The sequence below is a fragment of the Roseibium sp. AWQ4_290 genome (genome assembly GCF_056160985.1).
Genome location: NZ_JBSWYG010000002.1, coordinates 232,940 through 246,617, shown reverse-complemented (window position 1 = coordinate 246,617; position 13,678 = coordinate 232,940). Strand labels below are relative to the sequence as shown.

12 protein-coding genes and 2 pseudogenes are annotated in these 13,678 nt (G+C 57.3%); 6 read left to right on the top strand and 8 right to left on the bottom strand.

Annotated features, from left to right (window positions below; genetic code table 11):
- Positions 1 to 41: 41 nt before the first annotated feature.
- Both ACXAH0_RS03355 and tig read right to left on the bottom strand, forming a co-directional pair.
- Positions 42 to 677: an ATP-dependent Clp protease proteolytic subunit gene (locus tag ACXAH0_RS03355; RefSeq protein ID WP_475182090.1), complete on the bottom strand. Its 636-nt coding sequence runs from the start codon at positions 675 to 677 to the stop codon at positions 42 to 44.
- A 238-nt stretch (positions 678 to 915) separates the two neighbouring features.
- A complete protein-coding gene (tig, locus tag ACXAH0_RS03350; RefSeq protein ID WP_475182084.1) occupies positions 916 to 2,265 on the bottom strand; it encodes a trigger factor in 1,350 nt (449 codons plus the stop codon).
- A gap of 959 nt (positions 2,266 to 3,224) precedes the next feature.
- On the opposite strand from tig, the gene ACXAH0_RS03345 reads away from it, so the two are divergent.
- The 3 genes from ACXAH0_RS03345 to ACXAH0_RS03335 all read left to right on the top strand — a co-directional run bounded on the left by ACXAH0_RS03345 (position 3,225) and on the right by ACXAH0_RS03335 (position 6,993).
- Positions 3,225 to 4,571, top strand: a complete 1,347-nt coding sequence (locus ACXAH0_RS03345) for a formylglycine-generating enzyme family protein (RefSeq protein WP_475189104.1) — start codon at positions 3,225 to 3,227, stop codon at positions 4,569 to 4,571.
- Between the two features lie 24 nt (positions 4,572 to 4,595).
- Complete coding sequence (locus ACXAH0_RS03340) at positions 4,596 to 5,717, top strand: hypothetical protein (protein ID WP_475182079.1); 1,122 nt, start codon at positions 4,596 to 4,598, stop codon at positions 5,715 to 5,717.
- 181 nt (positions 5,718 to 5,898) lie between these two features.
- Complete coding sequence (locus ACXAH0_RS03335) at positions 5,899 to 6,993, top strand: hypothetical protein (RefSeq protein ID WP_475189103.1); 1,095 nt, start codon at positions 5,899 to 5,901, stop codon at positions 6,991 to 6,993.
- 221 nt (positions 6,994 to 7,214) lie between these two features.
- Here ACXAH0_RS03335 and ACXAH0_RS03330 read toward each other — a convergent pair whose 3' ends face one another.
- Positions 7,215 to 8,429, bottom strand: coding sequence for a S8 family peptidase (locus tag ACXAH0_RS03330; RefSeq protein ID WP_475189101.1), 1,215 nt, complete (start codon positions 8,427 to 8,429; stop codon positions 7,215 to 7,217).
- Between the two features lie 49 nt (positions 8,430 to 8,478).
- On the opposite strand from ACXAH0_RS03330, the gene ACXAH0_RS03325 reads away from it, so the two are divergent.
- Positions 8,479 to 9,000 carry a transposase domain-containing protein gene (locus ACXAH0_RS03325; RefSeq protein ID WP_475189099.1) on the top strand — a complete coding sequence of 174 codons (522 nt, stop codon included), beginning with the start codon at positions 8,479 to 8,481 and terminating at the stop codon, positions 8,998 to 9,000.
- Between the two features lie 175 nt (positions 9,001 to 9,175).
- On the opposite strand, the gene ACXAH0_RS03320 is transcribed toward ACXAH0_RS03325, so the two are convergent.
- The gene (locus ACXAH0_RS03320) at positions 9,176 to 10,297 is read right to left on the bottom strand and encodes an oxidoreductase (RefSeq protein WP_475189097.1); all 1,122 of its coding nucleotides are present in this window, start codon (positions 10,295 to 10,297) and stop codon (positions 9,176 to 9,178) included.
- Positions 10,298 to 10,406: 109 nt separating this feature from the next.
- On the opposite strand from ACXAH0_RS03320, the gene ACXAH0_RS03315 reads away from it, so the two are divergent.
- A complete protein-coding gene (locus ACXAH0_RS03315; protein ID WP_475182055.1) occupies positions 10,407 to 10,772 on the top strand; it encodes a winged helix-turn-helix transcriptional regulator in 366 nt (121 codons plus the stop codon).
- 66 nt (positions 10,773 to 10,838) lie between these two features.
- Here ACXAH0_RS03315 and ACXAH0_RS03310 read toward each other — a convergent pair whose 3' ends face one another.
- On the bottom strand, positions 10,839 to 11,138 hold the full coding sequence (locus tag ACXAH0_RS03310; protein WP_475189096.1) for a transposase: 300 nt from the start codon (positions 11,136 to 11,138) through the stop codon (positions 10,839 to 10,841).
- A 2-nt stretch (positions 11,139 to 11,140) separates the two neighbouring features.
- Between ACXAH0_RS03310 and ACXAH0_RS03305 the strand changes: the two genes are divergently transcribed.
- Positions 11,141 to 12,364 (top strand): IS256 family transposase, encoded by a 1,224-nt coding sequence (locus ACXAH0_RS03305; protein WP_475189093.1) that lies wholly within the window; start codon positions 11,141 to 11,143, stop codon positions 12,362 to 12,364.
- A 131-nt stretch (positions 12,365 to 12,495) separates the two neighbouring features.
- On the opposite strand, the pseudogene ACXAH0_RS03300 reads toward ACXAH0_RS03305, so the two are convergent.
- The 3 genes and pseudogenes from ACXAH0_RS03300 to ACXAH0_RS03290 form a co-directional block, all read right to left on the bottom strand.
- A pseudogene (locus tag ACXAH0_RS03300) lies at positions 12,496 to 12,653 on the bottom strand (IS5 family transposase); the annotation flags it as partial.
- Between the two features lie 63 nt (positions 12,654 to 12,716).
- A pseudogene (locus ACXAH0_RS03295) lies at positions 12,717 to 12,920 on the bottom strand (transposase); the annotation flags it as partial.
- Positions 12,921 to 13,061: 141 nt separating this feature from the next.
- On the bottom strand, positions 13,062 to 13,595 hold the full coding sequence (locus tag ACXAH0_RS03290) for a DUF6653 family protein (protein WP_475182044.1): 534 nt from the start codon (positions 13,593 to 13,595) through the stop codon (positions 13,062 to 13,064).
- Positions 13,596 to 13,678 lie beyond the last annotated feature (83 nt).

Here is a 13,678-nt window from a genome sequence, read left to right as displayed (position 1 = left end):
GGCAGGAAAGTGTTTCCTTCCTTAAGACCGGGTAAGCCCGATCAGCCTTCGGCTTCGCCCCCAAGGGTCGAACGGTCAGTGATAACATTGTCCACGATACCGAATTCCTTGGCCCTTTCTGCCGTCATGAAATTATCGCGCTCCAGCGCTTCCTCGACCTGATCAAGGCCCTGGCCGGTATGCTTGACATAGATCTCGTTGAGCCGGCGTTTCATGGCCAGGATTTCCTGTGCATGAAGCATTATATCGGCAGCCTGCCCGCGGAAGCCGCCGGACGGCTGGTGCACCATCACCCGCGCATTCGGCAAAATGAAGCGCATATCCTTCTGGCCGGCCGCCAGAAGCAGAGAGCCCATGGACGCAGCCTGGCCGATGCACAGGGTCGACACCGCCGGGCGGATGAACTGCATCGTGTCGTAAATTGCCAGACCGGAGGTCACAAGCCCGCCGGGCGAATTGATGTAGATCGCAATTTCTTTGGAGGGATTCTCCGCTTCCAGATAAAGAAGCTGCGCGCTCACCAGGGTTGCCATGTGATCCTCGACCGGACCGGTCAGGAAAATGATGCGCTCCTTCAAAAGGCGCGAGTAGATATCGAAGGCCCGCTCGCCCCGGTTCGTCTGCTCGACAACCATCGGCACGAGAGTGTTCATGTAGATATCGACAGGATCCTTCATACCTCATCCATATGCTTGAGATGATGCCCGGCATTGCCGGACAAACCACAGCCCCCCAAACCGCAGAGACAGCCTGCACCGGCAGAAATTCCGGTGAAACGCGCCACATCAGGGGCCTGACTCGAAAAAAGCGACACCCCGTATATATGGGATGTCGCCCTCAACGCAAAGTCATGACAGACGCGGTGTGAAGGCAAAGTTAAAGCCCGCGACCGCGCCTGGGGATTTTCTGAGACGCTTAAGCGTCGTCCTCGTCATCTGCAACCAGCTTTTCCAGCTCTTCCTTGGTCACCGTCTTGTCAGACACCTTGGCAAGCTCGAGCATGAAATCGACGACTTTTTCCTCATAGATCGGCGCCCGCAGGGACGCGAGGGCCTGCTGGTTGCTCTTGTAGAATTCGAACACTTCCTGTTCCTGACCCGGGAACTGGCGCACGCGGTCGTAAAGCGCACGCTGCATTTCCTCGTCGGTCACCTGGATGTCGTTCTTCTCGCCGATTTCGGACAGAACCAGTCCAAGGCGGACACGGCGCTCGGCGATCTTGCGGTATTCCGCTTTCGCCTCGTCTTCCGTTGTGTCCTCATCCTCAAAGCTCTTCTCATTCCGCTTCATGTCTTCTTCGACCTGACGCCAAACGATGTCGAACTCTGATTCAAGCAGCTTTTCCGGAAGCTCGAACGTGTAGTGCTCATCGAGCTTGTCCAGAAGCTGGCGCTTGACCCGCTGGCGGGTCATCTGACCGAACTGGCTCTCGATCTGGCCGCGGACGATTTCCTTCAGCTTGTCGAGGGATTCAAGGCCAAGGCCTTTGGCAAATTCGTCATCAACAACGACTTCCCCCGCTGCAGCCACCTCTTTGACCTCAACGTCGAAGGTCGCGGCTTTGCCAGCCAGGTGCGCGGCCGGGTAGTCGTCCGGGAAGCTCACTTCCACGAGTTTCTTGTCGCCTGCCTTGACACCGATCAGCTGGTCTTCAAAGCCCGGGATAAACTGGCCGGAGCCGAGAACAAGCTGACCGTTTTCGTCAGCACCGCCTTCAAAAGGCTCTCCGTCAATCTTGCCCAGATAGGACATGGTGACCCGGTCGCCGTTTTCAGCCGCCCCATCCTTGGTATCGAACGGCGCATTGTTCTTGGCGATCTCGGCAACCTGCGTGCCGACTTCTTCATCGGCGATCTCGACAACCGGGCGCTCGATTTCAAACCCGGCGAAATCGACGATTTCGAACTCAGGCAGAATGTCATAGGTCATTTTGAAGGACAGGTCCGCATCCCCGGCCAGGATTTTTTCCGCCTCATCTTCCGGCAGGTCGATCTCCGGGGTCAGCGCCGGGCGCTCGGAGCGCTCTTCGACGGCCTTCTGGGTGGTTTCCTGGATGGTGTTCGACAGGATTTCCGCCATGGCCTGACGGCCGTACATTTTCTTGAGATGCGCAACCGGCACCTTGCCCGGACGGAAGCCCTTGATGTTGGCCTTAGATTTCATCTCGGCCATGTAATCGTCGAGCTTGGCGGCAAGATCGCCTGCCGGAATGTCGATTTTGAGCTCTCGCTTAAGGCCCTCGGAGAGGGTTTCGGTTACCTGCATGGGTTTTGTCGTCCTCGGTCCTGAGCGGCAATACGCCCCGGAGGTTTCGTTTTTCATCCCGTGTGCCGCGCCGCAAGCGCTTCCCTTTTTCCGGAAGCGTTCAAAAGCAGCGCCCCGCCCCGAAACGGTTCCCGGGACGCACGATGGGAGCGCGATAAAGGCTAGGCCGGAAAGTGTCAAGGGCCATGCCCTTTCAAAGGCCTGCGAACCCCGTTCCCGCCCCCCGTTTCAACGCATATATGCGCGGCCGGACAGCGTCTCCACCCGTCTGTTCCCGGCCTGTCCCAAGGGCGGTGTCAAAAACGACGCCGCCCGGACACAAAATGCCGTCGCGTAAATTAATTTGTGATCGAAATTATTTCAATTTAAATATGGTCATGGTTAACGTGATTAAATTAATACTTGCCATTTTTGAAAGAGACAAACATGACATCTGGTTCACCTTCACCCCTGTGGATAGGTAACGGGACGGATTTCCTTTGGGGATATAGATCCAGAATGTCTTGATTTTATAGATATTTAAAAGGCTTTCCACCCAAAGGTAAGAATTGATAAATTAAATCTCATTCAACACAAAGATGAACAAATTTGGAGCGATTTGAAAAAAATATTGCTCCGACTATTGCCAAGATTCGCCATGCGTTTTGATGTTCAAATGAAGGCTGAACACTTAGGTTTAAGACCAGAATTAGGCACACTTAGCGAACGACGCCACATTTGTGCCATAAATCATTCATACTCGCCAAGAAAAATATGCGTTGAATAAAATTGTCACTGATATTTATGCGTAAACGGCGTTAAAGTAGTGCTGTTTTAGTGAAGTCGGGTGTGAGCATAAAATGAGTAACTCATCTGCGTCGGGCGGTCGGGGCCGCGTCAATCCTGATTATTCTCCATTTGAGGAGTTGCGGGAAAACTCCAAAAATTTGGACAAATGGCTTGAGCGCAATTTGGCGCATATGTCTGAGGGGCCCACCAACGAAAACCAGGCGCCGGACCAGTATGGGGCAAATGACCGGGGCAATATGGCACGCTCGCCTAAAATCCGCTGGGCGGAAGACGAAGATGATGTCCAGCAGATTCCGGAGATCTTCAAGAGACAGGACCAGAATGGCGGACGGTCGAACCGGGGCCCTGTGGTGCAAACCACCCTGTCCGTGCTCAAATTCCTGGCTGTGATTGCAGCCGTAGGCTTTCCGATCGGCTATTTCCACGACGAGCTCGGCGGCCTGACCCAATCCCTGTTCAAGGGCTTTGACGGCATCAGCGGCGACGAGCCTGCACTCCAGTCCGCCCCGCAGGCGGAACGCTCTCCGACCGGGGACTTGCTCAAGGCGCGCGAAGCGCTCAAGGCTGCGATGCAGAACAAGGCCACAAACGAGCAGTCTGAGGCGGATGAACCTGTTGCGGTAGCCGCCAAACCGGCAGCAGCAAACAAGGCAGCTCCCAGCCAGCAGACAACCATTGCCCGGACAGCCGCTCCGAAAACCAGCCCGGCGAGCCCGGCCCGCTCTGCAGCCTCCAAGCCGGCGCCAGCGGTTCAGGCACGCCCGTCTGCAGCACAGACCAAGCCGCAGGCTCCGGCAGCCGCGCCGCGCCAGAGCGCTGCGCTTCAATCCGCCCCCCCGGCCTCCGGAAAGGGCCCTGGTTTTCCGGACATGCTCGCCATTCCGGGCGGAGAATATCAGGTTCCGCTCATGCGCGGCGAAAACATTCTGGACCCTTACCGGGTGATCACAATGGAGCCTTACGAGATTGCGCGCCGGGAAGTAACCCGCGGCGACTGGCTGGAATGTGTGGCCCGGGGCGCGTGTTCAACCGGGAGCCTTGAGCCGGAATTCTTCGCCAAAGAAAACCTGATGATGCCGATGACGGCTATTTCGCTCGCCCAGACCGAGGAATATATTGCCTGGCTGAACTCGAGGCGGCCGCAAGGCACTCCGGAATACCGCCTGCCAACGGACGCCGAATGGGTCGTTGCCGTGCGCGGTGGTACAGAAGACAACACCGTCTATCCATGGGGCAACGCCTTCGACAACGTCTATGCCCGCTTGCGGCGTGACCTCGTGCCGATTACCGAAGCCATGGAAGTCAATGGCCTGATCGGGTCCATCGGCAACGCGGAAGAGCGCACCTCCGATTGCTGGACCACACGCCTCAAGGACAACAGCTGCTATGGCGGACGGGGCGTTGTGCGCGGTGCGCCTCCGGGCGAGACGACGGAAAAGACGGCCGCCCTCACCTTCCGCACAGGCAGAGCCGTTGACAATCCCTATTCTTATGTCGGCTTCCGACTGGCCCGATAACCTTAGAACTGGAGATGATCTGATATGAAGCTGTTCCCGGCTTTAAGTTCCGCCCTGTGCCTTGCGGTCAGCTGCGTTGCAGCTGCTTCAACAGGTCATGCGGCAACCTGCAAAAGTGAAGTGACCTCCTATACGGTCGCATCCGGTGACACGCTCTCCAGAATCGCACTGACCGTGTTTGGCGATTCAGACGAATGGGCTCTGATTTACGAATATCCGGGCAACGCAGAGTCCATTGGCCGGAATCCGAACATTCTGAGCATTGGCACAGCCCTGTCCATTCCGCCCTGCCCGGGCGCTGTCACACAGCTGCCCAATGAACTGGAACAGCGTCAAGACGCCCCGGCGCGCGCGGAAACGCAGACCGGTTCGGGAACAGATGCCAACACGATCTATATCGTGACCGGCGATGACTGGGCGCCTTACGTGGATTCAGACTGGCCCCAGGGCGGCATGGGCACGCTTCTGGTGAAGGCCGCTTTTGATGCAGTCGGCATGGGCGACCGCGTCCGCATCCACAATATCAATGACTGGAACGCCCAGCTTTATGATCTGGTTCCGTCCGACCGGTATCAGCTCGCTTTCGGCTGGTCCATGCCGGACATGACCTATTGGAAGACCTGTGACCGGGTCGCCAAACCCATGCAGATCCGGTGCAAATACAACCAGTCCGAACCGGTCTTCACCATCTCGCTCGGTTTCTTCAGCGACACCAGCCGGTCGGATCTGAAAGACATCACCATCGAGGACATGAAGACCAAGCGGATCTGCCGGCCGACAGGCTGGTCCACATTCCAGATGGAAGAAAACGGCATTCCGCTCGAGAACCTCGTCGGCGCAGCCAACCCGCAAGGCTGTTTTGAGAAAATCATCAACGGTGAAGCAGACTTTGCGGTTGTGAACCGGCCAAGCGGCATCGCCATCGCCACCAAGATGGGGATCCGGGACAATATCGAGATGGCGCCTTTCACAGTGCCCTACGCGATCCACCTGGTCGCCTACAAAGACAACCCGCTGAACACGACCGCCTATCTTGATGAGTTCAACAAGGGTCTGAAAATCATCATCGACAATGGCACCTACGCCCAGATCTCGTCCTATTTCAACGACGAATTCGCGCGCCGGACGCAGGAAAACAGCAATTAGTCTTCGCATCACTTTTATCTGCCAGACTGTCCGCTCCGCCTGTGTGCCGGAGTGGAGCCGCGCCGCCCGGATGGGCGGCGTGGTGCATGGGCTGCTATGTTTAAAGCGGAACGGGAAAAAAGAGGATCCGCAGACAAAAAGGGGCATTCGACATGAAGGGGCTAACGCAATGGAGGGGAAAATGAAATTTGCAGTTGGAGCCTGGCTTGCGGCTGCAGGTCTGATCGGCCTGTCGCCCGCCCATGCAGAAACCTGCACGGCGCAAGTTCAAAGCTACAAGGTAGCGGCAGGCGACACGCTGCCTGCAATCGCCGAAAAAGTCTATGACGATGCAGGCGCCTGGCATCTCATTTCCGACTATCCGGGAAATGCCGGTATTGTGGGCCGGAACCCGGCCTCTCTGAACCCGGGCACGACCATACAACTCCCGCCTTGCCCAACGACGGCCCTGCCCGCATCAACGGCTCTCCCACAGGATGGCCTCGACGTGGCATCCCTGGCTCTGGACAGTCTGATCCCGACGCCGATCTACATTGCTGCCCGCAAGAACCATGCGCCGTTCGCTTCTCCGGATTGGCCGCAAGGAGGGATGGCAACCATGATTGTGCGCGCCGCTTTTGATGCGGTCGGCCTGGGTGACCGGATACGCATCCACCATATTGGCGATGCCAACGCCCAGTTCAAATATCTTCTGCCCACCGGCCGCTACAAGCTCGGCCTTGGCTGGAACATGCCAGACATGGGGTATTGGAAACAGTGCTCAGCCCTGCCGCAGGACATGCAGGTCCGCTGCGGCTACAAGGCGTCCGATCCGATCGTTCCAATGTCCTTCAGCTTCTTTTATGAAATCGGCCGGGCCGATCTGCAAAATGCCACCTATGAGCAGATCAAGGCAGGCCGCTTGTGCCGTCCCGCCAGCTGGTCGACCTTTCAGCTCGTGGAAAACGACATCCCTCTGACAAATCTGACCAGAGCCGCCAACATGCAGGATTGCTTCCGGCTGCTTCTGGAAGGCAATGTGGACTTCGTCGTCGGCTCACGTCTCAGCGCCATTGCCAGCGCCACGAAGATGGGCATCCTCGACAAGGTGGACATGGCGTCCTTCACCGGCGTGTCCTTCGGCTATGAGCTCATCGCCCACAACGACAATATCGACGGGGCTTTTGACTATCTGGAGGCGTTCAACAAAGGACTCCAGATCATCATTGATAACGGCGTCTATGGCCAAATTACGTCCTACTACAATGATGAATTCTCCCGCAGGCTGCAGAACTGACGGTCCGCAGGCCTGAACCCCAAACGGCCTCACGAAAACGGCGCCGGATCCCACAGGTCCGGCGCTTTTTTTAGCTGTGAGCCGTGCCGCGTTCAAAGGATTTCCGGACGTTTTGTCCGTTGCGGCGAAATCTCTGTTTTCACGCAGCGAATGGCAAATCCAAGGGAGCGCGGTTTGCTCACCAACCGCACAGCACGGCCAAGGCAGATCCCGCCGATCACTCAGACGACAGCTGCCAAGGGCGCCTGCGCGAGCCCTGCCCCCCGGTCCAGAACGTCGACACCCGGCGCAAAGACATGCGTCACAGAACTTGCCCGCAGCCGCGCTGTCACCCCCTCCGGGGTTGTGGGAATGTCCATGTTCCGCATCTGCTCCCACCAGAGCGCTGCAAGCCCGGCAACATGCGGGGTGGCCATACTGGTGCCGTTAAAGGAGACCAGACCGCCGCCGGTTTTTGCGGAGATCACATCGACCCCCGGGGCTGCCAGAACAGGATTGGTATTCGAGAACGGTGCCACGACAAGACCATCTGGACTTTCTCCCAGAGCGCCGACAGACATCATGCGCTCTGCTGCGGCAGGGATCGATGCACTCACTTCAAAATTCGGGTTGATATCGCGCTCACTTTCATTTCCCGAGGCGGCCACCACCACGACCCCTCCGGTAAAGGGGATTGATGCTTGGAACATGTCCATCAGACGGTCGAATATCCGGATATTCATCCGGTAGCCTTCAAGAGCTGCGCTCGCGGCCAGTTTCTCGGGAAATCCATCATCGATGAGGTTCTTGACCAAACCGGGAAAGTCGAACCCGAGAGACATGGAAATGACACGCGCGCCCTGACTGACGGCCCATTGCATGCCTTCAAACAACATGTTGGTGCTGCCCGAGCCATCATCGCCCAGAACCTTGCCGATCGAAGCACTTGTAACGCCGGGCGCAACCCCGATCCGCAGACCGTCAACATCCCGCCCGAACACGGTTCCGGCACAATGGGTTCCATGCCCTTGCACATCGCCATTGCCGCTGCCCGTAAAGTCTTTTTGCTCCAGGGTGACGCCTGCAAAGGCCGGATGTGCCGCATCAATTCCGGTGTCAAGCACGGCAACCTTCACCCCGGCACCGCTGGCAGGACTGGTCAGCGCGCCAACCGCCTGCACACCCCAGGTGGCCGTGTCCTGCGCCTGTGCTGCCGCCCCCGCCATGGGCACCGGCGCAATCAGCTTTGTCGGCATCACCCGCGCCACAGACAGGATATCCGGGTCACGGGTCACCTCGTTCAGCTGCTGCCGGTCGAGCTGGTGGGTCGTGACTTCCGGCTCCGGCGGCATCCCCCCGGCCAGACCAGCTCCAGCCCGGGCCACTGCGCCGCGCATATTCAAATCAAGTGTTCTGAGTGTTCTATTCTTGTCTCTCAATACAATAAAGTCTGACATCGTAACGCCTCCCATTTGTAGAGTTACGCAAAGACAATAAACGCATAGAGTGTCAAAATGGTGGTTTCACCCAATCTCCCCGTCCCGCCGGAAGGGCGGATGCTGGCCGCTCCAATCAACGGACACGATATCTCGCGGGGCCGTTCGAAAAACCGCGAAGCCAAATACAGTGCGCAGTTTCGCCTGCTGCTCTCGCTCAGCCTGGGGACGGGAATGCAGCGAAAATCATAAGCCTCCTTGTAACAAACCAATCCTGGGCCCTTATCCGTGTGCGCTCAGCCGCCAGCCGAAAGCCCGGCCGTATCTCGACAACGGGCATCTGGAACTGGACAACAATTGCGCGGAGCGGGCAATGAAACCGATTGCCCTTGGACGAAAAAACGACCGCTTCATGGGCTCAGAAGGCTGCCGCAAATTCGCGGCTATCGCCTATACCCTGATCGAAACCGCCAAACTCAGCGGCATCGACCCGCAAGCCCGGCTGAAATGGGTTCTGGTACAAATCGCCGACCACAAGATCAATTGCATCAACGACCTCATGCCTTGGTGTTACGCTGCAAAAGCAGCGTAACAGAGCGCGTCGCCACCATGAAGACCGGCTTCACCGGACGGACACTGTTGACCGGGAAGATTTGCGCGTTGAAACTCAAAAATTCCCGTTGTCGGGCTCGAAGCTGGCCCTCGCTGCAGTTTGAGCAAATGTTTATAACCTGCAGGCAAATCTTCGCGGCCCGGCACCTCGTTAGTTAAGCCGATTGTTCGGCTTCCCACTTGAACTGGCTGGAAACTGAAACGCCGTAGGTGAACAATTCAAAAGAGAAGTCCTTAGGCTTTTGCCGGTCTGCTATCCGGTTCGGAAGATCCGGGTTGACCATAGCGGATTTGCCGATAGCGAGAAAATCCGCCTCTCCCTCGCAAAGAACTTCCCGCGCGAGATCGACATCTTGCAATCCGCCATTGGCGATCACGGGCAATCCCGTTGTTTCACGCGCGAATTTGGTCAGTCGTGCGCCGTCCCTGGTGCTGCTGTGATATGCGTAACCTTTCCGCTCGCTGGCCAGATGGATGAAGCTCGCCCCGGCCTCCTGGACTGCCGCGAAGATGATGGCTGCGTCATCCAGACCGCCGGGCCAAAAATAGTCGGGCTGCGTCGCCTTTGCCTGGGATAGACGAACCCCAGTGACAAAGTCGCTGCTACATGTAGCGCGAACCCCCGATATGATCTCGCATGTCAACCGGATCCGGTTTTCAACAGAACCACCGTAAGGCGCGGTGCGCAAATTGGTTTCGGGTGTCAGGAATTGATCCAGCAGATACCCGTTTGCACAATGGATTTCCACGCCATCAAAGCCAGCAGCTTCCGCCCGTTTGGCCGCCTGAATGAAACCGGCCTTTATGTCCGCTATATCCTGTCCAGTCAGTTCGACAGGCGTTTCATATGGCCCCTGTTTTGTGCCGTACATTTGCAACATGTGGCCTTGCGGCCGCACAGCTGATGGCCCGCGCGGAACATCCACCACCTGCGACACCGCTCCAGCGTGAATGAGTTGAAGGATGATCTTGCTGCCATTGGCGTGGACCGCTTCTACAATTTTCCGCCATCCCTCTTGTTGCGCGTCCGTGCACAGACCAGGCTGATGGGCGTAGGCTTGAGCGATCGAGGTGTCAGGATAGGCTCCCTCAGCGATGAGCAGGCCAAATCCGCCTTTCGCAAAGCGCGTGTAATACGCGGCCATTTCCACCGTTGGAATTCCGTCCGCTGTTGCGCTGGCGCGGGACATCGGGGCAAGAACATACCTATTTGCAAGATCCAGTTTCTGAATCGAGCCAGGTTTGAGAGCAGGATGAATTTCGCTTTTCAGTGTCATTGGGTTTGGCTTCCTGTTGTGAATGAAGCCGAAATAGTTCTAACTTGCACTTGTAGCAAGAATGCACAAAAAAGACCTATACATACAAAAATGTAAGTAAGGGATCGGCATGGCCAACCTGTTCAATGAAGAACAACTGTTCTGTCCGACCGAGACCGCCCTCGAAATTATTGGCGGAAAGTGGAAGGGAATGATCCTCTGGTGCCTGTGTCAGCGCACAATGCGGTTCGGTGAACTACACAGGACAATCCCTGATATCACGCAGCGTATGCTGACGAAGCAACTACGCGACTTGGAAAACTACGACATCATTGTACGCAAGGTGTACCCTGTGGTCCCTCCGAAAGTCGAATATTCGCTTAGCGAACACGGTATCGCGCTAAAACCCATTCTTCAGCAATTGGAGGACTGGTCGAAAGACTACCTCAACGCAAAGATCGAAGCTTCTGCTTCAGACAGCAATAGACCGGTTTAGTCATTTTCGGAGGCGATTAGGCAGGTTTTGCCTTGTGACAAAGCAAATGCCCACTCCGAGCAGAAATTAGGCCGTGTGGACGGATTTGATCAAGATGAAGGCGGCTGCGATTGCGACGATGGAGCGGAAGTTTCTGGCGGTTTTCTCGCAGCGCAGGGCGACCCGTTTGAAGCGTTTGAGCTTGCCCATCATTTGGTCGATGCGCGCGCGGCCCCGGTAGAGCGCTTTGGCGAAGTGCCTGGGAATGTCGCGCCGGTTTGATTTGTACGGGATGACTGGGACAGCCCCGGCCTTTCGCGCAGCCTTTCGAGAGACTGTCCGGAATTCTGTGCCCTGGCGTGGTAGCTCTGAGATGAGGAGACCCACGTATGAGCCTCGACAAAGACCTTTTGGACCAGCTGATGGAGGGGCGGTCGCCCGGTGACCTTTTTGGCAAGGACGGCGTTCTTGCCGAGCTGACCAAGGCGCTGGCGGAACGCGCCCTGAGCACGGAACTGGACGCGCATCTGACCGAGGAGCGGGCCGATCCGCCGCCCGAGGGGCAGAACAAGCCACCGAACCGGCGCAATGGCAGCAGCCAGAAGACGGTGACCACCGACAGCGGCAAGGTCGTTCTGGACATCCCCCGCGACCGCAACGGCAGCTTCGATCCGGTGCTCATCGCCAAGTACCAGCGCCGCTTCCCCGAGTTCGATACCAAGATCATCAGCATGTACGCGCGGGGCATGACGACACGGGAAATCCAGGGGCACATAGAGGAAATCTACGGCATTGAGGCCTCCCCGAGCCTGATTTCCGCCATCACAGACGCGGTCATGGAGGAGGTAACCTCCTGGCAGAACCGCCCACTCGAGCCTTGTTACCCCGTCGTGTTCATGGACGCGATCCGGGTCAACATCCGCAGCGACGGCGCGGTGTCGAACAAGGCGGTCTTCGTTGCCCTGGCCATCCTGCCGGACGGCACCAGGGACGTGCTGGGGCTGTGGTTCCAGGCCAACGAGGGCGCCAAGTTCTGGGCCAAGGTGTTGAACGATCTGCGCAATCGTGGGGTTCAAGACATCCTCATCGCGGTGGTGGACGGGCTCAAAGGGTTTCCCCAAGCCATCGAGGCGGCCTTTCCTCAGACCCTGGTCCAGACCTGCGTCGTGCACCTTCTGCGCCATTCCATGAGCTTTGCCAGCTACAAGGACCGCAAGGCCGTCGCTGCGGCCCTGAAGGCCGTCTACACCGCCGTGGACGCCGACGCCGCTGAGGCCGCGCTGACCGAGTTCGAGGACAGCGACCTGGCCGCAAAGTACCCGGCCATCGCCCCAAGCTGGCGGCGCGCCTGGACCGAGGTGATCCCATTTCTGGACTACCCGCCCGAGGTGCGCAGGCTGATCTACACCACCAACGCGATTGAGGCGCTCAACTCGAAAATCCGGCGTGCGGTACGAACCCGCGGCCATTTCCCAAGTGATGACGCGGCCGCAAAATTGATCTATCTCGCGCTGAATGCTACTTCTCAGGAGTGGAAGCGCTCAGTCCGAGAATGGCACGCCGTGAAAAGCCAGCTCGCAATCATGTTCGAAGACCGCTTCCTAATGGCGTAATCAAAGCGCCAGGGCACAGAATTCCGGACAGTCTCCCTTTCGATTGGCGTTGCTGTCATAGCCCTTGTCGGCAACGATGGCCCGGTGCTTGATCTCGGGGCCGGTTTCCATGAGATCGGTAAACTGCTTGCTCCACCGGTCAGTTCAAAGCCAAGCGGCAGGCCGTTCCGATCCGTTTTCAGATGGATCTTGGTGCCGAAGCCGCCGCGCGAATGCCCGAGCGCTTGACCTTCCTGCCCCCTTTGGCGCCTGCCGCTGAAACATGGGCCCGAATAACGGTGCTGTCGAACATGGCAATCAGATGCGCCCCTTCATCAAGTCCGGCCAGAATGGAAAAATAGTCCTTAAACACACCTGCCTTGCCAAGGCGGTCGAAGCGTTTCCAGACGCTGTTCCAGGTGCCGAACCGCTCGGGCAAAGCGCGCCAGGAGATGTTGTGAAGCGTGAAATAATGTAGAGCCTCGAGAAACAGACGGTCATTCTTTGCCTTCGCGCCAACCCGTGGCAAGCAGGCCCGGAAAACCTCCAGGGCCAGTTCGAAATCCCGTTCTGTCATCTTGCTGCACATCGCCGACCTCCTAATCACGTCGGCAACCTATGAATCACTTTGAAATCAAATCCGGAATCCCAAAACTTATACCTGTGTTGATTCGTCCACGCGGCCTAGTAACACGCTATAAACGGGATGATTACCCTGTCATTCGGAAAACGTCGCGTCCCAATTCGCGTCATTCCAAGATTGGTAGACGGAATGTGCGTTCTTCATATCCTCCCAAACCCAAACCATGCGATCGACGAACCAGATTTTTGCCAGCACAACGCCGTGATATCCGCCGAACGCCGCCCAAAAGTCCTGAATGAAGAAGCCATAGGCTCCGACAGAAAAAAACACGCCTGAAAACAGCATGATAGCCGTCACAGCTTTGCGATGATGTTCCGGTATCGGGATATCGTTTCGATTGATGTACGCTCGCTCCCCGAGCACGCCTTTTGTTGCCCAGGATGAAGTCGTCGAAGGCGGAGAAAACAAGCGTGGATTCATCCAGATCCAGAGCATCGCGGCCGCGATAGGAAGCAGCGAATACCAGCCGATCCAAAAAGCGCTCCACGCCGCGAAGAAGACCAATGGTGCTCCGGCCGCTCTGGAATAAACGCTCAGCGGATTGGCGTGGCTGGCCCAGGTCATCTGTTCCATACCCATAAGCCGTTCGGCTCCTTTGAAGATGTCCATCGTGCGCGGTACTCTTGCGAAACGGCCCAAATGCGAACCTTGGCTGTGATACATCATGAACGCAACTTGGACTCAAAGCGGAC

Bases quoted from the DNA above. Each gene is read 5' to 3' on its own strand.
- ACXAH0_RS03355 (WP_475182090.1), bottom strand. From the start codon at position 677: ATGAAGGATCCTGTCGATATCTACATGAACACTCTCGTGCCGATGGTT.
- tig (WP_475182084.1), bottom strand. From the start codon at position 2,265: ATGCAGGTAACCGAAACCCTCTCCGAGGGCCTTAAGCGAGAGCTCAAA.
- ACXAH0_RS03345 (WP_475189104.1), top strand. From the start codon at position 3,225: ATGTCTGAGGGGCCCACCAACGAAAACCAGGCGCCGGACCAGTATGGG.
- ACXAH0_RS03340 (WP_475182079.1), top strand. From the start codon at position 4,596: ATGAAGCTGTTCCCGGCTTTAAGTTCCGCCCTGTGCCTTGCGGTCAGC.
- ACXAH0_RS03335 (WP_475189103.1), top strand. From the start codon at position 5,899: ATGAAATTTGCAGTTGGAGCCTGGCTTGCGGCTGCAGGTCTGATCGGC.
- ACXAH0_RS03330 (WP_475189101.1), bottom strand. From the start codon at position 8,429: ATGTCAGACTTTATTGTATTGAGAGACAAGAATAGAACACTCAGAACA.
- ACXAH0_RS03320 (WP_475189097.1), bottom strand. From the start codon at position 10,297: ATGACACTGAAAAGCGAAATTCATCCTGCTCTCAAACCTGGCTCGATT.
- ACXAH0_RS03315 (WP_475182055.1), top strand. From the start codon at position 10,407: ATGGCCAACCTGTTCAATGAAGAACAACTGTTCTGTCCGACCGAGACC.
- ACXAH0_RS03305 (WP_475189093.1), top strand. From the start codon at position 11,141: ATGAGCCTCGACAAAGACCTTTTGGACCAGCTGATGGAGGGGCGGTCG.
- ACXAH0_RS03290 (WP_475182044.1), bottom strand. From the start codon at position 13,595: ATGGACATCTTCAAAGGAGCCGAACGGCTTATGGGTATGGAACAGATG.